Below are 19,612 nucleotides of genomic sequence, written 5' to 3'. Positions count from 1 at the left end.
AATGGATAAAGATACTAAAATTAATTTAGATAATAAAATTTACCTCTATATGATAATCTCAGCTGGTATCATAACTATCCTTTTTTATTTAATGATGAGGTTTGCTGATCAGGGAAATCCTATTTTGGTAATATTAATGGCATTATTGATAGGCGCTGTTGCATTCATCATAGCTAAGTTAATGAAACACTTTTATTTGAAAGAACTTTAATCACTTTCAACCACATTATTAAGAAATTCCTGGTAACACTTTTCAATTAGTTTTGGGCTTCCATTCATATCTACTATCTTGAAATTAAATATTTTAGCAAATTCTTCTACTTTTTGATGAAAATCTCTTTCGTAGTTTAGTCCAGTATCAATTTTTCCAACGGTATTATAACCAACTTGTTCAAAAACAAACTTGGACATTTCATCATCGTAAGGATCCGCACACATTCCAGCAGATTTAGCCATATCTCTCCAATTAGCTGCCCACATTGGTGTTAAGAAAAAAGTTCCAGATCCCCTACAACTCTTTAATGTCTTGAGGTATTCCTTTCTTCCACCTAGAACCGCAGCTATACAGTCATCAACTATTATGCCCTCATCATCTCTTAAAATTTTCACAGCCGTCTCAGATGAATTATATTCACTTTCTACATCAGCAAGCACATTTCCACATAGTCCATATAATAAGAATATCCCATTACAATAAGATGACATTTCATTAATGGATTCATAAACAGATTCTTTCAATTTGTTTGGATGTGCGTGTAATGCAAGTTCTAGTATGTGTATAATAAGTACAATTCCATTTGTTTCTTCCTGATTAAGATATGGTTCAATCTCTTTTTGCTTAAACTTACTGTATGGTAATCCTTGCGAATCGAGCTTTTCAGTAAAGTTATCAGCTTCTCCATTATCGATAATAAGAATATTTTTTGGTAAGGGTCCTTTTTGGATAATATGTATTAATTCATCTTCGAATATCTTACACAGAACAATACCGATATTTGTTGAACTTTTATTTTTCATGGAAAATCCCTGTTAAACATTCGACTTAATTCTTAAAGTATTTTTGCTGAAAAGATAAAGATGTTTTTATTAAAAAAATTCAGTTCTTGTTCATGTGGCTGCACTATAATCATGCCGTGAAACTATATAAACAGAAGTTTGTTGAGTAAATTTCCTTCTAAATATAGTGGCTTTAAGCTTTAGAGTAAAAAATGTTTGGTGTAGCATCCACATCATTATGCGCTCTTTGAGCTCCATTAGGATATATGATAGTTAGAACATCTACTGGAGCAGCCAATTTTTTTGAATCATGTAAATAATATTGGTCAGCTTCCCTTGAAATATCATACACGTTAATTATTGCATAGTTTCTACCAATCTCTTTAATTTCTATTGAATCAAATTCGTACAAGAAATTTTCAAAGGTCTGCTCTAAATTTCTACTACCTAAGAATAATGTGTAAATACTAGAGAAAAGATCTAAATTGTAATAAAGCGAAACTTCAGCATTTTCTTCTTGAAACTTTATTGTCATATGGTATACATGCATGTATTCGGCTGAATTATGGTCAGATATCGCATAGGCTATAGGCATCGAAAGAATAACAGATACTAATAATAAGGAGATTAAGACTTTTCTTCTCATTTATTTCACGACACTACTCTAATTTTTAATAAATGATCCCAATTCTACGTAATCAATTATTCAAAACAACTATAATTCTATATCTATTTATTATATTCGACCGTATTAGTAGTAAATATTAAATTATCAACCTAAATATATTATATAAGATATCAAAAGTTATAAATGGCGTTAGTTATATAAAGTTTGTGTAACTTTCAATACAGAAAATAGTCATCATAATCAACTTGTTTATGATATTTCATCCCTTGATTACCAATGGGCTGAAGTATTTACTAATAATCTACCCGAATGATTTGCTCGATCCTAAACAAAAAAGGTATAAAGCAAGCTGAATTGGAGTAAAGGCAATTCAAATGCAAATATTGTGTTAAATCTTATCCATATACCTATAGAAAGTGGAATAATCTATACTTTCAACATAATCAAATGATGGACACCATTTTGCTTAAATTACTGATACACTAAGACTTTTATTGTATCCATAACTATTGAGAATCAAACATGGAAAATGAAACCACTAATGAAGAAGATACTACTAAAGAAGAGACCAACATAGTAGATTCTAATATTGAAACAACAGACTCAATCGAAGTACCTGATAAACTTATCGACCAAGTGATTGGGCAAGAGCATGCAGTTGAAGTGGTAAAAAATGCTGCTCGACAGAGAAGACATGTAATGATGATAGGTACTCCCGGTACTGGTAAATCACTTCTAGCCAAAGCAATGGCTGAACTCTTACCAAAAGAAGAACTTGAAGATGTTCTAGCATATCCAAACTTTGAAGACCAAAACAATCCTAAGATCAGGAAAGTTCCAGCAGGCAAAGGCAAAGAAATCGTTTCTGCACATAAAATGGAAGCTAGAAAGAAAGCTCAATCCAGAAACATGATTATTATGTTGATTATGTTTGGTATTCTTATATATTCGTTTTATGTGGGGCAATTGCTTTGGGGAATTATTGCTGTTATTTTAATTCTACTCTTATCCCGACACTTTTTACCTAAAGAGGATATGATGGTACCAAAGCTACTTGTTTCAAGTTATAAGAAAGAACATGCTCCATATGTTGATGCAACAGGTGCACATGCAGGTGCTCTTCTTGGAGATGTCAGGCACGACCCATTCCAGTCAGGTGGCTTGGAAACACCTTCTCACGACAGGGTTGAAAGTGGTGATATCCATAGAGCTCATAAAGGTGTATTATTCATTGATGAGATTAACACACTTAGACTAGAATCTCAACAGAGCCTATTAACAGCACTTCAGGAAAAAGAGTATGCTATAACAGGGCAATCTGAAAGAAGTTCAGGAGCACTTGTTAAAACTGAAGCTGTTCCATGTGACTTTATAATGGTTGCAGCAGGGAATCTTGATGCGATTGAAAAAATGCATCCTGCATTAAGATCACGTATAAAAGGATATGGATACGAAGTTTATATGCGTGACTCAATGGAAGAAAATGAAGAAAATCTTAAAAAACTCTATAGATTTGTAGCTCAAGAAGTGGCTAGTGATGGAAATATACCTCCGTTTAATTCAGAAGCAGTAGAAGAAATTATAAGAGAAGCTAGAAGAAGAGCGGGACGAAAAGGACATTTAACCCTAAAACTTCGTGACCTTGGTGGTCTTGTAAGAGTTGCAGGTGATATCGCTCGGTCCAATGGTGAAAAAGTAACAACTGCAAAACATGTAGTTGATGCAAAAAGAACCGCAAGGTCAATTGAACAACAGATTGCAGATACTTATCTTGAAAGAAGAAAAGATTATCAACTCTTCTCAAAAGAGGGAGTTGCTATAGGAAGAGTTAATGGACTAGCAGTTATGGGCGGAGATTCAGGTATTGTTCTTCCAATTATCGCTGAAACAACACCACCTCTATCTACAGCTCAAGGAAACGTTATTGCCACAGGTATGCTCAAGGATATTGCAAAAGAAGCAGTTCAAAATGTATCTGCAGTAATTAAAAATGTTACTGGGAAAGATATTACAAATAGAGATATACATGTTCAGTTTGTAGGAACTTACGAAGGTGTTGAAGGCGATAGTGCTTCAATTTCAATTGCAACAGCAGTTATCTCAGCAATTGAAGAAATTCCAGTAGATCAACAAGTTGCTATGACGGGTTCACTTTCTGTTCGAGGTGACGTATTGCCTGTGGGTGGAGTTACTTATAAGATTGAGGCAGCTGCTCAGTCTGGAATTAAAAAAGTTATCATTCCAAAGGCCAACGAAGCTGATGTTTTAATAGAAGATCATTACAAAGAGCTAGTAGAAATCATACCAGTCTCAACAATAACTGAAGTTATTGAGCACAGTTTGGTCGGTAAAGAAAAAACAACTATAATCAATAAATTAAAAAAAGTAACTCATCTACAGCTGAATCTCGATATACCAGAAGTAGTTCCGGCATCACTTAATAAAGTGAATAATTCAAACAAAGGTAGTAACAATGTCACAAATTGACTTTTTTGATGCTAGAATTATTGAAGGTACAGTAACCGCCATTACGTTAGATAATGGTGATGTAGATGACATATCAGTCAACTTTAGTCAGGGTGCAAGTGTCAGAGCTCTTTGCCATGGGTCTTGGGGCTTTACATCTATTGAAGGAGAGATAGAATTAAATAATGCTCTGGACTCTGCTAAAGAGCTAGCCTATAAAATGAATTCTTATAGCCCAAAAGATAAGATTGAACTTGCTTCAATTGAAGACCCTAAAATAGGGAATTTACCAACTATAAAAATCAATCCTAATGATATATCGATTGCAGAGAAAGTCTCATTACTTAAAGACATCGAAAAAAATGCAAGAGTTAATGGTGTGAAAAGTACTAGCCTGATGTATGCAGAATCTCAGGTTAAACTAGAATATACCAATTCTGAAGGAATTGATTGCGAGTATGAATCTGTTAGGACCGGATTTGCAATAAGTGCAATTGCTTCAGAGAATGATCAATATCAGGTAGGAAGAGAAAGCAGGTTTGGTATACATGGCTATGAAATTTTTGATTTACATGATGCCTATGATTTAGCACAAAATGCTGGAAATACTGCAGTAGATCTTTTAAGTGCAAAACAACCACCTGGAGGGACATTACCCGTTATACTTGATCCTGAACTGGCTGGTGTTTTTGTTCATGAAGCGGTTGGACATGCTTCTGAAGCTGATTTAGTACAAGAAGGTAGTTCTGTATTAAAAGGGAAAATTGGTGAAAGTGTAGCATCTTCTATAGTAAACGTCATAGATGACCCAACATTACACGAGTATGGATACTACCCCTTTGACTCTGAAGGTGCACAAGCTAAAAAAAATAATATCATTAAAGATGGAGTACTAAACTCCTTCTTGCACTCTAGAGAAACAGCTCATGAGTTAGGAGGAAGGCCTGGAAACTGCAGGTCACAAGGCTATTCAACACCTATAGTAAGAATGAGTAATACTTACATAGAAAATGGCGATTCAAATTTTGATGAAATGGTTGAGATGATCAATGATGGGATATATCTTAGCGGATCACGTGGTGGTCAGGTTAATACAGGAGAGGGTATTTTTCAGTTCAACGCAGAGAAAGGTTATTTAATAGAAAATGGAGAAATAACTGACCTATTAAAGAACGTTTCACTATCTGGTAATACTTTAGATATATTAAATAATGTTGAATTGGTAGGAAATGATCTTAAAATGCACTCTGGAAGATGTGGTAAAAATGGACAGCTAATCCCAGTAGCAGATGGTTCTCCTCATATATTTGTATCTCAGGCACTCGTGGGTGGTGATTAATAATGTACGAACTTGGAGAAGCGGCACTAAAACTTGCCACCTCTGAAGGAGCCGAAGAGGCTGAAGTATATGTTCAAACGAATTACTCTACGAGCTCTGATGTTAGGAATAACAAGATAGAAAGTGCGAAAGAGCAAAAAGTAGAAGGTATTGGTATAAGGGCAATAATAAATGGTTCTGTAGGCTTTGCTAGTACCAATATTTCAAGTAAAGTTGAAGAAGCTGTTAGAAGAGCAGTATCTTCAGCCCGTGTCAGAGAAAACGATCCTGATTGGCAAGCACTTCCTTCTAACTCAAAATATCCAAAAGTTCGTGGAATAATGGATGAAAACATTAAATTTATGGAATTGGAAACATCACTCGAGCTAACAAATCAAATGATAAAATCAGTAGATGAGTTAGATGGTGTTGATGTGACATCAGGTAGCTTTTCACGTTCATATGGGAAAAAATTGATTATGAATACAAATGGAGTCAATGTGTTCGAAGAAGAGACTTTAGTCTCTGGTTTTGTGGATACTATAGCTAGAGCAAGTAACCCAAGCCATATCTCTACTGCATATGATTTTCAAATATCTCGAAACCTTGATATTGATATACATAATATTGGTAAAAATGCAGCTCAATTGGCTCTAAAATCACAAAATGGAGAGTCCATAACATCTCAGAAAACGGATATTATATTGCATCCTTTTGCAATTACTGATTTACTAGAAAGCTCATTTGTTCCGTCTCTTAATTCTGATAATGTACAAAAAGGAAGGTCTAGTCTAAAAGGAAAAATTGGAGAAAAAATAGGCTCAGAAGAACTAAGCATTATTGATAGTGGTCTGTTAGATAATGGGATCAATACATCTATTTGTGATGATGAAGGGTCAGCATCAAAAGAAACAAAAATAATAGAAAACGGTATTTTCAATTCATATCTCTATGATAGTTATACTGCTGGCAAGGACAGTACTGAGTCTACTAGTAATTCAACAAGAAGCTCATATAATATGATTCCAAACATAGCCCCAAGAAATTTTATTTTAAAATATCCACAATCTAATGTTGTCGAAGAAACGGCTGATGGTATATATATTACATCACTGATAGGTGCTCATACTGCAAACTCTATTTCTGGAGATTTTTCAGTGGAAGCTAGAAATGCATTTACTATCAAAAACGGTGAAATAAGTAAACCTATTAAATCTGTAATGATATCGGGCAATATATTCGAATTACTACATAAAATCTCAGGTGCTGGATTTGATGTTAGGCTGGTTGGTGGAACGGTAACGCCATCCATAAAATTGACTGATATGAAAGTAATTGGTTCTTAATGCTGAACTTATCTTAAGAAAGATTAATATTTAATGTGTATTAAGCTTAATAAGGCCATTGAATCTATGTCTTCACCTAAGTTTCTATCAACTTATAGGGAAATAGCCTATAATAAGCAGACAGCTGCATTTAAAGTAGCTCAAAGTATTCCTTTAAAATTTGACCATAAAATGTCAATAAATAGTCTATGGGAAATCCATGATAAGGGAATTGAAGAATATAAAAAGATCATAAAAGACAGTGCAGCTAGAATGGGTTATATTACAAAAAATGGAGTATCAAACTCACTCTTGAAATTAAAACTTTTAATTAGTCAAAAACTGCTTCAAAACTGTTGTTTTTGTGAAAGAAAATGCGGGGTAGACAGAACATCCAATGAAGTCGGATATTGTGGTGTTGGAGAAATATCAAAATATGCGACAGAGTTTATTCATATGGGGGAAGAGCCAGAACTTGTTCCTTCACATACTGTTTTCTTTACAGGCTGCACATTCTCATGTATTTATTGTCAAAATTGCAGTATATCTACATCTCCACAAAGTGGTATTGAAATTGATTCTTACAACCTTGCTAAAATTGTTGAAGATAGAAGAAAAAAAGAATCTCTTAACATAAATTTTGTAACACCAATACCCCACTTGCACACGATTTTAGATATAGTGAACAATATAGATACTAATATGCCTATAATTTGGAATTCTAACATGTATCATTCAATAGAGACTTCTAAACTGCTTGAGGGTGTAGTTGATTTATATCTCGGTGACTTCAAATATGGAAATGACGAATGCGCTAAAAAGCTTTCAAATGCAAACGAGTATATGAACACTGTCACAAGAAACTTCCATAAAGCCTATTCTACATCAGAAATTCTTATTAGACATCTTTTATTACCTAATCACATTGAATGCTGTACTTATCCTTTAGTGGTTTGGATAGCTGAAAATATTCCTAAAATAAGATTTAACTTGATGTTTCAGTATTATCCACACTATAAAGCATATGAAGATCCAAAGATTTACCGATGCTTAACAAAGGAAGAAATGCAAAAAGCTTCTTTGTTTGTAAAAGAAAAAGAAACTTTGGACATTGTGTAGTTGATGTATTTGTAACCTCATACTCAAACTTTGTTTAAGGCCTTATCTATTATCTTCATTGCACAAAGATCCCCACACATGGAACAAGCATCACTACAGCTAATTCTACTTTCTCTAATATTACGTGCATGCTCAGGGTTAATTGAAAGCTTATACTGTTTGTCCCAATCTAAACTTTTTCTGGCGTATGCCATCTCTTTATTTAGTTCTAATTCTTTTTCTTTCTGACCTTCTTTTACCAGATTGGCCGCGTGGGCTGCAATTTTAGTAACATTTGCCCCTTCTTTAATGTCATCTATTGTTGGAAGCGCAAGATGTTCGGATGGTGTTGTCATACAAAGAAAATCGGCACCATGCATACCAGCAACACTACCACCAATGGCAGCGGTAATATGATCGTAACCTGGAGCTAAATCTGTCACCAATGGTCCAAGTAAATATAGAGGAGCTTCGTTACATAAATGTTTCATACTTTTGACACTGATTTCGATTTCGTTGATCGGAACATGTCCAGGCCCTTCTACAAAAGTCTGAATGTTGTTTTCCCTTGATAGCTTAACTAATTCACCAAGTATAATAAATTCGATAAATTTTGGTCGATCTGTTGCATCGGCGACACATCCGGGACGCATTCCATCACCTAGACTTATAGTTAGATCATATTCTGCCGCAATCTCAAGTAAATAATCGTATTCTGCATAAAATGGGTTCTCTTTTTCATTGTGCAACATCCATGCAAGTGTGAAAGATCCTCCTCTACTAACTATATCTAAGATTCTATCACTTTTTTGAAGCCGTTCTATGGAATTTTTGTTAATGCCTGCATGTATAGTTACAAACTCAACTCCATCATCCGCCTGTTTTCTTAAGGCATTGAACATATCGTCTGCTGTCATATCAACTACTGAACTTCTTGACTCAGCTGCTTGGTAGATAGGAACAGTTCCAATAGGAATGGTAATATTTTTGATTATTCTTTTTCTAATTGCATCAAGGTTACCACCAGTTGATAGATCCATTAAAGTATGAACACCTGCACTTTCAGCAGCTTTTGCTTTTAAAACTTCATTATCAACATCTGTAAAATCACGTGAAGTTCCTATATTTGCATTTATTTTTGTGCTCATATACTTTCCAATAGCAAAAGGCTTTGAATCTCTTTTGATGTTTTTTGGTATTGTAATTAAACCCTTTGCTACACATGAACATATTGTCTCCTCGTCAATATCCTCAAATAGTGCAACTTTTTTCATTTCATCTGTAATAATACCATTTTTTGCATCTTTCATTAAGGTCATAGTTTTTCCATCACTTTAACTTAGTAATTAAAGAGTGTGCTCCTTTACACAATAATTGTTAAAAAAAGCAGATAAATTCAGTTCAATAAAGATGTTTTTTTAATATATAGTTATTGCAAACTAGGTGGTAATAAGAACTTATATCTAATAAGTTATTTGTACAGAACTAATCATATCTATAAATAAGTTTAGGATTTAATCATATGAAATACCATATTGAAAATAATACACTTTTAATAAAGGGCAATTTTGAAGCAATTAGTACAGGTATAAATGGTGGTATGTCAAAAGTATCTTGTATATTTAATCATTCAGTAACTTCTGACTTTGAATATAAGGATCCAATCGAATATGTAGTAAATTTAGCACAATTAAATGACATTAAGGGTAAATATTTTGGACTTTTGACAGCGGTTGACATGACAAATTTATGTATTGAACAAAATGAAAATATGACTGTATTTGTCACAGCTGGAATTACTCATCCATCTCCATTTAAGCTAAAAAATATCGGAACAATAAACATTATAATAGTATCTAAAATAGCCTTATCAAAGGGAGCAATGGCAAGTGCTATTATTACAGCTACAGAAGCTAAAAGTTTGTGTTTGTTAGATCTAGGATTTGATTTTCTAGGAACAACTACTGATGCAGTGGTGGTGGCTGAAGATAAAACATCTTCAAAAAATGGGGATACTATTACACAATATACTGGTAGCTATACTGAGTTTGGTAGTGATCTAATAAAATCAGTCAAAAAATGTGTTTGTTCTAGTATACTAAAAACACATCCTGAAATAAGCACAAACTTGGTTGATTAATTTTCTTTGCCAATTCAACCCTGGCTTGCTTTATATATTGTCGAAATTCATATATATAGTGAGACCTGTAATCAGCCTCTTAATAAAGCAGATTACAGAACACCTTGTTGGGTGAGGTTACTTTTGAAACATAGGCTGGTGCCCAAAAACATCGAGAGATGCCAATGGGTAAAGCAGGGATTGTCGGCTTAAGGCTCTACCAATCCAGCTGAATAGAAGTTCGGATTCTATTCTACGTTTGATTATGCCAAAACTGAACTAGGAGAGTGTTACTAAGAAATGGTTTCATATTTCGTTAGCAAGGTATTATTGTACACTTTCCTTTTAACCTAAAAGCTCTGTCTTCTGGTCAAACAAAGTTAAATCAGTAGTATTCGAAGTGTTGAACTTTTTGATATAGAATCGAGGAGGAATGATTATGGATGATGATGAGAACATTCACGCAAATCTTGTTAAAGATGTAATGGATGAAAAATATTTTTCAGTTGATAAAGATACCTATGTAGAAGATACAATCTCTCGATTCAGATATTATCGACCAGAAGCTGAAGAGACTACGATATATTATATATACGTGATTAATACCGATGGGCAACTTATTGGAGTATTGTCACTTCGAGACTTGCTTAATGCTAAAGGGACTCTTCCTGTAGAAGCTATCATGAAAAAAGATGTAACATTTTTACATGAAGAAGAGGATATAGAAGTAGCAGCTAGAAAAATGTCTGATGTGGCATATAGAGCATTACCAGTTGTAGGAACTAACAATAATCTAGTTGGAATTATCCGTTCAGAGGAAATGTTAGATGTGGTTGAAGAAGAAGCATCAGAGGATATATTCAAAAGTGCTGGTATGGTTTTCTCTGACGCTGAGGTTTCTAGGAGCTATGCTATACTTGAATCTTCACCCTTGGATATTCTCCGAATTCGTATTCCATGGCTCTTGTTCGCTTTAATGGGTGGTCTACTTGCAGGTGTTGTTATTGAAGGATACGAGGAATCTCTGCAAGCTGTTATTGCATTAGCATTTTTCTTACCTGTTATTATGGATATGGGTGGAAATGTAGGTACTCAAGCCTCTACAATTTTTGTACGTGGACTAGCTGTAGGCCATATTGACGATAAAAATGCTATAAAACACTTTATTTCCGAAGGACAAGTTGGTTTGATGATTGGATTCTTAGTAGGAGTGATTGGTGCTCTAATAGCTTATTTGTGGCAAGGAGTCTTTGAGCTTGCACTTGTAATATTTTTAACATTATTAAGTGTTTGTTTATTAGCATCAATTATAGGATTTGTAATTCCATGGATTGTAAATAAAGTTGGATACGATCCAGCTGCAGTTTCTGATCCAATGATAACCACCGTTAAAGATGTAAGCGGTTTGATTATTTATTTTGGATTAGCTGCATTATTACTCCCAACAGTTCTATGAATAATATTCCTCTATTATAGCACAACTAGTAGAATTTATTACGGCACAAAAATAGGGATATTGGGTAAAATATGTTATTTGAATCAATAAAAATTGGTAATTTAAATATTAGTAATAGGTTTGTCCGTTCAGCAACTCATGAGTGGCTTGCAGAAGAAGATGGTAACCCTACATCCAAAATAGGTGATATATATGAAGAATTAGCTAAAAACGAAGTTGGTTTAATAGTCACTGGTTATTCCTATATATCTTATGAGGGTAAAAGCGCAGAAAAACAACAGGGTATACATAGTGATTATTTAATTAATGGCTATATTCCAATCACTAAAAGGATAAAAAATCATTATGATTCAAAGCTTATAATACAGCTAGTCCATGGTGGTAGACAATCTCTTGTGACAAGCTCTAACCCAATACCCAAAGCACCTTCTTCTGTGCGGGATACTTCAACTAATATAAAGCCACAAGAAATGACTGAAAAAGATATCTATAATACAATAGATGATTTTGCAACAGCTGCAAAAAGGGCTAAGAAAGCAGGCTTTGATGGGGTACAATTACACTGCGCACACGGTTTTCTACTAAGCAGCTTTCTTTCTGCTTATACAAATAGGAGAAATGATCAATGGGGTGGCTTTATAAAAAATAGAGTCAGAATTATAGACTTGATTGTGAAAAAGATACGTAACTTGGTTGGAAATGATTTTCCAATCCTGGTTAAACTGAATGCAACAGATGGTTTCGATATTGAGAAGATACCTGAATCATTGGATCTTCCAGAATGTGTAGAAATCGCTAAGTGTCTTGAGGATTTAGGGATAGCTGCTATAGAGATAAGTGGAGGTATTTTCGAAGCTGGGGATGTAATGTCCCAACCTAATATTGACTTAAAAGACAAAGAAGCATATTTTAAAAAATATTCCCTAGCTATTAAAAGAGAAGTTAATATCCCAATTATATTGGTAGGTGGTATAAGATCAATAGATATTATGCAACAGGTTATAAACAATAAATATGCTGATATGATTTCAATGAGTCGTCCTTTTATTGTAGAACCAGATCTTGTAAAATCATTAAAAAATGGAATAACAAAAAAAACCATTTGCACCTCCTGTAATTTATGCTTTGATAGAACCGGCATTAAGTGCAACTATGAATTCTAAAGAAGGGTTCAGATGCGACTTGATATGTACCTTGTAGAAACTGGTCATTTCTCTACCCGAACAAAAGCTAAAAAGGCTATAAAAGATGGATTTGTAAGATTAGATGGTTTAATTGTATCTAAACCGTCTAAAAGAGTTAATAATGCAGATAAAATTGTAGTTGAATCGGGGCATGATAAGCCAAAAGGATATTTTAAATTATCTTATATCCAGTCACATACGAATGTATTAAGAAGTAATGATCATGTATTGGATATTGGTTCAAGTGCTGGTGGTTTTTTATTATTTTCATCAGAAATAGTTGATCATGTACAAGGTATTGAATACAGCTTAAGCTTTAAAGAAGAACTAGATGAACTTGTTTCTATTTATGATAACATATCGGTCATCTATGGTGATATTTTTTCTATCCATTTAACAGAATTCGGAGATAAGAAGTTTGATGTTATATTGAATGACCTAACATTAGATCCACAAGATTCGGTTACTGCTTTGAGCAGGGTAATTCCAATGCTAAGGGAAAATGGTCGTTTAATACAGGTTCTAAAAACTGAGACCTTTAATGAGATTGAGCCAATATCCGAAAAACTTCAAGAACTAGGGTTTAGGATTAAAAAAAAAATTGGGTCTACTAAAAAAGAAATATACCTTTATTGTGTACTAGATGCATAATGGAAATAATGGTAGAGCAGTCATATTTTAAAGACTGCTATTTTTCGTTATCTAATTACATCATTCCTGAAGCATCATAGTTATGGATGTTATGTTCAGGTTTAACATTCATCATATCTTTTTTATCGGCTCTTAAGACATCATCTACTCTTAGAACCATTGCTGTAGCCTCAGAAGCTGATTTAATAGCTTGCTTTTTGACTCTTACTGGATCCAGTACACCTTTTTCAACCATATTGACAACTTTTCCTTCATATACATCTAAACCTACATACTTATCTTTTCCACTTCCTGAACGAAGTTTTATTAGCATGTCGGTACCATCTAATCCAGCATTTTCAGCTAAGGTTCTTGGTATAATTTCAAGTGAATCTGCGAATGCTGTTATTGCAAGCTGTTCTCGACCTCCTACAGAAGGAGCAAATGAGCGTAGTATGTTTGCAGTACTTATTTCAGACGCTCCGCCACCAGGAACAACTTCATGATCTTCCACTGCAGATGCAATTACATGTAAGGCATCATCAAAAACACGTTCAATATTCTCAGTAACATGCTCGGTTCCACCTCTTAATACAATAGTAACTGTTTTTGCATTACTACATTCTTTGATGAAAGTTTTAGCATCATCAGATTCACCAACTTGTTCTAGTAATCCGGCAGATCCAATGTCAGTTTCATCTATTTCATATAAACTTCTAACAAGCTTAGCACCTGTAGCTCTTGCGAGACTTTTCATCTCGGATTCTTTTACACGTCTGGTAGCATAGATACCATTTTTCTGCAAATAGTGGACAGCATTATCATCAATCCCTTTTGAACAGAATACGGCATTTGCCCCACTTTTGACAATAGCATCTACCATCTTCTTGAAACCTTTATCTTCCTCTTTGACAAAAGCTTCCATTTGGTCAGCAGATTTAATTTGGATTTTAGATTCAGTTCCTGTCTTTTCAACTTCTAATGGAGTATCTATTAGAGCTATTTTTGGATTTTGAATCTTTTTTGGCATGTTTGGATGCAATGCCTTTTTTGTTAAAACGACACCTTCAACTAACTCACTGTCGGTTATTTTTTGGCCTTTATCTTGTACAATTAGTATATCATCATCGATGTTGACCTCACCGTTTTCTAGTACCTTTAGGACAGCATTTACAGCAATGGTTGATATGGTCTCACTGTAGCTCTCAGATGCTTTTCCAGTGATGGATGTGTTTGAAATATTCTTCAAAATTTCTACATCTGATGAATCTATATCAATCTTGTATTCATCTAAATAACTCATTGCTTTTTCAGATGCTAACCTATAGCCATTAAGGATGCTTGTAGGATGAACTCCTTGCTCCATTAGCTCTTGTGCTTTTTCTAGTAACGTACCAGCAAGAACGGCAGCACTGGTTGTACCATCACCAGCAATATCTTCTTGGGTGCGTGCTACTTCTACAATCATTTTTGCTGTAGGGTGTTCAATATCCATTTCATCTAGTATGGTTGCACCATCATTTGTGATAACAACATCACCTATTTGGTTTACTAGCATTTTATCCATACTCACGGGTCCAAGCGTAGTCTTAACTAAAGTCGCAACTGCTTTTGCTGCACGTATATTCATTGATACGGCATCCCTACCTTTAGTTTGCTGCTTATCGCTACCCATTATGTAAACTGGTTGACCGCTATAATTGTTATAATTTGCTGACATAAAATATTACCTCCGAGAAGTGATTTACCTTTGATTTAACTTCAAATCTTACATGTCATATATTGATTTAACTGTTAGTAGTTCTATAAATATTTGGCGGAATAATTCCAACTACAAGTGATGTAAAATATGTTCATTCTATGTACCTTTCAATTCTTTGGGAACAATATTTCCATTTTGGTACCATGATTAGATTCAATAGTAAGTTTGCCCTGTAGTTGTTTTGTAAGCATTTCAATTAACTGAAGGCCAAGTGAAGGCTTATAACCCTTGATTATGTCCTGAGGTATACCAACACCATTATCACATACTTTAAGCCTATATTCGTCACCTATATCTTTAAATTCAACTTTAATTTTACCATCAATTTTTCCTGAAAACGCGTGCTTGAGGGAATTTGTTACAATTTCGTTTATCAGAAGGCCTAAAGGAGTTGCTAGATCTACTTCAAGGTTTATATCATCAATGTCATGTTTAACTAAAACCTTTTTATCATGACAATATAGCTGAGATAAATAATCAGATAGTTGCTTTGTATAATCTGGAATATTAATGCTAGCTGCACTTTCTCCTTGGTACAGTTTTTCGTGAGCTATTGACATTGAACGTATTCTTGTTTGTGTTCTTGTTAAAATGGTCAAAAGCTGTTCATCTTTGATATTCTTTTTTTCTAAATTAATTAAGCTAGAGATTACCTGTAGATTGTTTTTTACTCGATGATGTATTTCTTTTAACAAAAGATCATTTTTTTCAGCTTGTAAAGCTTTTACTTTGTTAGTAGTGTCATGTAAAATAATAAGATATCCGAGTAACGTTCCATCATTGTTTGATATTGATGACCGCTTGATTTCAATCCATTTCTCTTGATTAGCAAGATCTATTTTGAACATATCATCAATTTTTCCATTTTGGGATGATAAAGCCTCATATAAATGATTATAAATTTGTTCGTTCACTTTTTTATTGTTTTCATAAATTAATTTAGTAGCACTTGTGTTCATATCAATGATATGTTCCTTTGTGTCTAGTATAAGTACAGCATCATCTATCTCATCAAAAACTTGAGTTCGTGCTAAAGGTAATGGATTTAATATGTCATGTCTAGTGAAACCGTAAGCAAAAAACAAACTTCCTATAGTGAGTCCAAATGGACTACTATCAAAGCCAAATGGATTTAAAGATAATAAGTTAATAATCAATGTGAACAAAGGAATAAGGGACCCTATTGCTAATATTAGATAGTTAATCCTATGTTCTCTTAAAGAGTTTGAATATTCTTTTAGTAACATATAACACCCTAAAAGAACTGAAAATCCAAGATATCCTGAATGTATCCACGCCCAGGGTCCTCTATAAAATTCTATGGTTGACAAACCATTTATACTGACTAATGTCAAATTGTAATAAAACAATTCATGGGAGTCAATAGTAACTATTAAAAAGAGCCCTATGATTGGTATCAAGAATATAGCTAAAATTAATGATGCTTTCAGATATTTTGCATTATTTGTATATGTAAGTATAAACATCAGCCAAAGGCTAGGCATAAAGGAAATTGAAATAACCTGTAGTATAAAAAAAGCTTCAGCTAAAGAGGAATTATTAGTTAGTAGCTCCATATAGTAAAATAGTGAATAGAGAATAATAGTAACAAAGAAAGCTACTATATATTTCGTACCTACCTTCAGCCTATATGATGAACATAATAATGCAAGAATGGATACGAATAATATAGAGAATAAGAGTCCAACTTGAATCAAAAAACTAACAGTAAATATTTGTTCCATCACTAACTCCAACTTCTTCTAGTGTTTAACTGAACTAATATATTCTTATTCTATATAGGATAACTGTTTTTAGACTTAAGGCTAGTTTTAATATTAACAAATACTACCAGTTTTAAAGGTAGATTAAATTATAATTAACCATTGAAGTATTTTATCTATACATGCTAGCACATGTGATTTTTCTTTTAAAAGGAACTATTTATTGGTATATATTTATTAAAGTAGAATTTTGTGTTGTACTAACAGTTAGTTTTTATTTCAAGTCAGTGTGTTATTGTATAAGCTAGACTCAAAAGCTTTAATAGCAATTGGAATGAATTCGAGTGCTATGCTTACTTTTGTTGGACTTGGTCTATTTGACGAAAAAGACATATCTGTGAAAGGCTTAGAAGCTATAAAGAATGCAGATGAGGTATATGCTGAATTTTATACATCTAAATTAGTAGGGTCTACTATTGATAAAATGGAAGAGTTATATGGTAAACCAGTTAACTTGCTGACAAGGGAAGATGTGGAAATAAACCCAAAGTGGATTGAACGAGGCAAAAACAAAAACATTGTGTTTCTAACAGGTGGGGATACTATGGTATCCACAACTCATATAGATTTGAGGCTTCGAGCTATAGATATGAATATTCCAACTAAGCTAATCCATGCATCATCTATAGTATCAGCAGTATGTGGTTTATCTGGATTACAAAATTATAGGTTTGGGAAATCAACCACAATTCCTTATCCTTATTTAAGCAGCCGTGGTAATAAAATAGTTTCTCATACTCCGCATGAAACTATTTGCTCTAACTTAAAAATGGGTCTGCATACGTTAGTATTTCTAGATATTGATATGGAAAAGGGGTATATGACAATCAATGAGGCCTTAAAAATCTTGCTTGAAATCGATTTGATTAAAGATAGAAACCAGATTTCAGATTCATTAGTTTTAGGTATTGCACGAGCCGGCTCAGACAATCCTACCATTAAATGTGACTACCTTAAGAGTTTATTGGACGCTGATTTTGGGGAACCTTTGCATATACTTGTAGTACCAGCAAATCTTCATTTTATTGAAACCGAGTCTTTAATAAAGCTAGCTAACGCTCCACAATCCTTAATGGACTTGGTTAATGACTGAATTGATACTTTTCATTTATCTAAAATAAGGCTTGAAATTTATTATAGATAGTAAACTTAATGACTACTTATATTAGTATAATAGTGAGTGTAAATATGGTTAAAGATTCAATTGGAGTTATTGTTGGTAAAACAGGTACACTTGAGTTTAAGTTTTTAGTTTCTGAAAGTACGGCAGTTGAAAGAGGGGAATACATAAAAATATGGCATGAAACTGATGGCTGGGTATTAGCGCAAGTAGTTTCGCTAATAAGCTCAAGCGACAATTTTTCATTTGAAGAAGCTAAAAATGGAAAACTTCCAGATAGAAACGAGGAGAATATTATTGGTGACGTAACAGTGATAGGGAGCAGAAACAAGACAGGTTTACTTCGGGCACCTACGATACCTTTTAGCCCGGGTGATAAGATTTATAAAGCGGATAATAAATTAATTTGTTCTGTTCTTGGACTGTATGGGAAGGATATGTATATAGGGTTGCTCGATGGAACCGGTATTCCTGTAAATCTTAGTGTAAATAGTCTTGTTCAAAAACACTGTAGCATACTTGCAAAAACAGGTAGTGGTAAATCTTACACGGCCAGTGTTTTGTTGGAAGAACTACTTGACAATAAAATACCTTTACTTATAATAGATCCACATAGCGAATATTCTTCTTTAAAGAAAGAAGGGTCTATCGATTCAGAATCTCAAAAGAAGTACCAGATATCATCAAAAGGTTATGGATCTAAGATTAAGGTATATACTCCTGCTAATAAAGCCATTAATCAGGATGCAGATGAAGTATTTAGAATAAATGGCATGAACTTGAGTGTTAGGGATATAATTTCAATTTTCCCAGATAATTCTACAAATACTCATGTAGGAATTTTATACGAAGCTGTACAGAAAGTTCGTGCAGAAATGGAAAGTTATTCACTTGACGATGTTATCTTTGAAGTTGCAAACAATGAAAGTAAAGCCAGATGGAATGTTGTAAACTACCTTGAAGAAATAAGGGATACTGAAATTCTGTCACCTAATCCAACTTCAATTGAAGGACTAATTGAGAAGGGAAAAGCATCTATAATAGACTTCAAAGGAGTACCTCCAAACATTCAAGGAATGCTGGTATCTCATCTTTGTACATCTCTTTTTGAGGCCCGTAAGTTAAACAAAATCCCACCAATGATGCTGGTTATTGAAGAAGCCCATAACTTTGCGCCAGAAAGAGGTTTCAGCAAAACACCGAGTTCAGAGATATTGCGGACAATTGCTTCTGAGGGTAGAAAATTTGGACTAGGATTGATGGTAATATCACAACGTCCCGCTAGAATTGATAAGAATATATTATCACAATGTGGGACCCAAATAATTATGAAAGTAACAAACCCAAACGATCTCAAGTCTATAAGTAAAGGTCTTGAAGGAGTTACTTCTTATGTTGAAGAAGAGCTAAAAAGACTTCCACCCGGTATTGCAATGCTTGTTAGTAATGAAGTAGAAAGACCAATACTTATAGATGTAAGGACAAGAAAAACAAAACATGGTGGTGAATCAGTTGATGTTGTTGAGACTAATAAAAAATACAAATCAACTAATATTAATAAAGTGGAACAGAGTCCATCTTCATCTGAAGAAACGGTCGCAAATCCTCCACCTAAAAGAAGGCCTACAAGAAAATCTGAAAAGAGCAATAAAGGTATTTTAAAGAAATTCTTTGGAGCTAATAAATAACGTCAAAAAACAGCATTGTTATATGAAATGGTGATAAA

At 33.8% G+C, this 19,612-nt stretch carries 16 protein-coding genes and 1 riboswitch; of the genes, 11 read left to right on the top strand and 5 right to left on the bottom strand.

Going from position 1 to position 19,612, the window contains the following annotated elements:
• Position 1 precedes the first annotated feature (1 nt).
• Positions 2–211 carry a hypothetical protein gene (locus J2T59_RS01645; RefSeq protein WP_259133367.1) on the top strand — a complete coding sequence of 70 codons (210 nt, stop codon included), beginning with the start codon at positions 2–4 and terminating at the stop codon, positions 209–211.
• On the opposite strand, the gene J2T59_RS01640 is transcribed toward J2T59_RS01645, so the two are convergent.
• The gene (locus tag J2T59_RS01640) at positions 208–1,017 is read right to left on the bottom strand and encodes a DUF1638 domain-containing protein (RefSeq protein ID WP_259133365.1); all 810 of its coding nucleotides are present in this window, start codon (positions 1,015–1,017) and stop codon (positions 208–210) included. The genes J2T59_RS01645 and J2T59_RS01640 overlap by 4 nt on opposite strands.
• Before the next feature lie 172 nt (positions 1,018–1,189).
• A complete protein-coding gene (locus tag J2T59_RS01635) occupies positions 1,190–1,642 on the bottom strand; it encodes a hypothetical protein (RefSeq protein ID WP_259133363.1) in 453 nt (150 codons plus the stop codon).
• A gap of 504 nt (positions 1,643–2,146) precedes the next feature.
• Here J2T59_RS01635 and lonB point away from each other — a divergent pair.
• From lonB to J2T59_RS01615, 4 genes are read left to right on the top strand one after another with little or no spacing between them, the layout of a single operon-like run.
• The gene (lonB, locus tag J2T59_RS01630) at positions 2,147–4,111 is read left to right on the top strand and encodes an ATP-dependent protease LonB (protein ID WP_259133361.1); all 1,965 of its coding nucleotides are present in this window, start codon (positions 2,147–2,149) and stop codon (positions 4,109–4,111) included.
• Positions 4,098–5,429, top strand: a complete 1,332-nt coding sequence (locus J2T59_RS01625) for a TldD/PmbA family protein (RefSeq protein WP_259133359.1) — start codon at positions 4,098–4,100, stop codon at positions 5,427–5,429. The genes lonB and J2T59_RS01625 overlap by 14 nt, the downstream gene beginning before the upstream one ends.
• A gap of 2 nt (positions 5,430–5,431) precedes the next feature.
• Positions 5,432–6,754: a TldD/PmbA family protein gene (locus J2T59_RS01620; protein WP_259133358.1), complete on the top strand. Its 1,323-nt coding sequence runs from the start codon at positions 5,432–5,434 to the stop codon at positions 6,752–6,754.
• Positions 6,755–6,787: 33 nt separating this feature from the next.
• Positions 6,788–7,852, top strand: a complete 1,065-nt coding sequence (locus tag J2T59_RS01615; protein WP_259133356.1) for a 4Fe-4S cluster-binding domain-containing protein — start codon at positions 6,788–6,790, stop codon at positions 7,850–7,852.
• Positions 7,853–7,875: 23 nt separating this feature from the next.
• On the opposite strand, the gene thiC is transcribed toward J2T59_RS01615, so the two are convergent.
• Complete coding sequence (gene thiC, locus J2T59_RS01610; protein WP_259133354.1) at positions 7,876–9,150, bottom strand: phosphomethylpyrimidine synthase ThiC; 1,275 nt, start codon at positions 9,148–9,150, stop codon at positions 7,876–7,878.
• 203 nt (positions 9,151–9,353) lie between these two features.
• On the opposite strand from thiC, the gene J2T59_RS01605 reads away from it, so the two are divergent.
• The 4 genes from J2T59_RS01605 (at position 9,354) to J2T59_RS01590 (ending at position 13,241) form a co-directional block, all read left to right on the top strand.
• Positions 9,354–9,971: an adenosylcobinamide amidohydrolase gene (locus J2T59_RS01605; protein WP_259133352.1), complete on the top strand. Its 618-nt coding sequence runs from the start codon at positions 9,354–9,356 to the stop codon at positions 9,969–9,971.
• A 96-nt stretch (positions 9,972–10,067) separates the two neighbouring features.
• Positions 10,068–10,244: riboswitch (M-box (ykoK) riboswitch) on the top strand.
• 145 nt (positions 10,245–10,389) lie between these two features.
• Positions 10,390–11,406 carry a magnesium transporter gene (gene mgtE, locus J2T59_RS01600; protein ID WP_259133350.1) on the top strand — a complete coding sequence of 339 codons (1,017 nt, stop codon included), beginning with the start codon at positions 10,390–10,392 and terminating at the stop codon, positions 11,404–11,406.
• A gap of 71 nt (positions 11,407–11,477) precedes the next feature.
• Positions 11,478–12,569, top strand: coding sequence for an NADH:flavin oxidoreductase (locus tag J2T59_RS01595; RefSeq protein WP_259133348.1), 1,092 nt, complete (start codon positions 11,478–11,480; stop codon positions 12,567–12,569).
• A 12-nt stretch (positions 12,570–12,581) separates the two neighbouring features.
• Complete coding sequence (locus J2T59_RS01590) at positions 12,582–13,241, top strand: S4 domain-containing protein (protein ID WP_259133347.1); 660 nt, start codon at positions 12,582–12,584, stop codon at positions 13,239–13,241.
• Between the two features lie 55 nt (positions 13,242–13,296).
• Here the strand turns inward: J2T59_RS01590 and thsA are convergent, their stop codons facing one another.
• Positions 13,297–14,940 carry a thermosome subunit alpha gene (thsA, locus tag J2T59_RS01585; protein ID WP_259133345.1) on the bottom strand — a complete coding sequence of 548 codons (1,644 nt, stop codon included), beginning with the start codon at positions 14,938–14,940 and terminating at the stop codon, positions 13,297–13,299.
• A 149-nt stretch (positions 14,941–15,089) separates the two neighbouring features.
• The gene (locus J2T59_RS01580; protein ID WP_259133344.1) at positions 15,090–16,727 is read right to left on the bottom strand and encodes a histidine kinase N-terminal 7TM domain-containing protein; all 1,638 of its coding nucleotides are present in this window, start codon (positions 16,725–16,727) and stop codon (positions 15,090–15,092) included.
• 328 nt (positions 16,728–17,055) lie between these two features.
• Between J2T59_RS01580 and dph5 the strand changes: the two genes are divergently transcribed.
• Together dph5 and J2T59_RS01570 are read left to right on the top strand one after the other, a co-directional pair.
• Entirely contained in the window at positions 17,056–17,859 is an 804-nt protein-coding gene (gene dph5, locus J2T59_RS01575) for a diphthine synthase (protein ID WP_259133574.1), read from the top strand.
• Positions 17,860–17,954: 95 nt separating this feature from the next.
• Positions 17,955–19,574, top strand: coding sequence for a helicase HerA domain-containing protein (locus tag J2T59_RS01570; RefSeq protein WP_259133342.1), 1,620 nt, complete (start codon positions 17,955–17,957; stop codon positions 19,572–19,574).
• Positions 19,575–19,612: the final 38 nt, after the last annotated feature.

Source organism: Methanosalsum natronophilum, from assembly GCF_024808815.1.
GTDB lineage: Archaea > Halobacteriota > Methanosarcinia > Methanosarcinales > Methanosarcinaceae > Methanosalsum > Methanosalsum natronophilum.
This window is presented reverse-complemented; position numbering and strand designations above follow the sequence as displayed.

Excerpts from the sequence above, each read along its gene's own strand:
- J2T59_RS01625 (WP_259133359.1), top strand. The coding sequence starts at position 4,098 with ATGTCACAAATTGACTTTTTTGATGCTAGAATTATTGAAGGTACAGTA.
- J2T59_RS01570 (WP_259133342.1), top strand. The coding sequence starts at position 17,955 with ATGGTTAAAGATTCAATTGGAGTTATTGTTGGTAAAACAGGTACACTT.
- thiC (WP_259133354.1), bottom strand. The coding sequence starts at position 9,150 with ATGACCTTAATGAAAGATGCAAAAAATGGTATTATTACAGATGAAATG.
- lonB (WP_259133361.1), top strand. The coding sequence starts at position 2,147 with ATGGAAAATGAAACCACTAATGAAGAAGATACTACTAAAGAAGAGACC.
- J2T59_RS01615 (WP_259133356.1), top strand. The coding sequence starts at position 6,788 with ATGTGTATTAAGCTTAATAAGGCCATTGAATCTATGTCTTCACCTAAG.
- dph5 (WP_259133574.1), top strand. The coding sequence starts at position 17,056 with ATGCTTACTTTTGTTGGACTTGGTCTATTTGACGAAAAAGACATATCT.
- J2T59_RS01595 (WP_259133348.1), top strand. The coding sequence starts at position 11,478 with ATGTTATTTGAATCAATAAAAATTGGTAATTTAAATATTAGTAATAGG.
- thsA (WP_259133345.1), bottom strand. The coding sequence starts at position 14,940 with ATGTCAGCAAATTATAACAATTATAGCGGTCAACCAGTTTACATAATG.
- mgtE (WP_259133350.1), top strand. The coding sequence starts at position 10,390 with ATGGATGATGATGAGAACATTCACGCAAATCTTGTTAAAGATGTAATG.
- J2T59_RS01635 (WP_259133363.1), bottom strand. The coding sequence starts at position 1,642 with ATGAGAAGAAAAGTCTTAATCTCCTTATTATTAGTATCTGTTATTCTT.
- J2T59_RS01590 (WP_259133347.1), top strand. The coding sequence starts at position 12,582 with ATGCGACTTGATATGTACCTTGTAGAAACTGGTCATTTCTCTACCCGA.
- J2T59_RS01620 (WP_259133358.1), top strand. The coding sequence starts at position 5,432 with ATGTACGAACTTGGAGAAGCGGCACTAAAACTTGCCACCTCTGAAGGA.
- J2T59_RS01640 (WP_259133365.1), bottom strand. The coding sequence starts at position 1,017 with ATGAAAAATAAAAGTTCAACAAATATCGGTATTGTTCTGTGTAAGATA.
- J2T59_RS01605 (WP_259133352.1), top strand. The coding sequence starts at position 9,354 with ATGAAATACCATATTGAAAATAATACACTTTTAATAAAGGGCAATTTT.
- J2T59_RS01645 (WP_259133367.1), top strand. The coding sequence starts at position 2 with ATGGATAAAGATACTAAAATTAATTTAGATAATAAAATTTACCTCTAT.
- J2T59_RS01580 (WP_259133344.1), bottom strand. The coding sequence starts at position 16,727 with ATGGAACAAATATTTACTGTTAGTTTTTTGATTCAAGTTGGACTCTTA.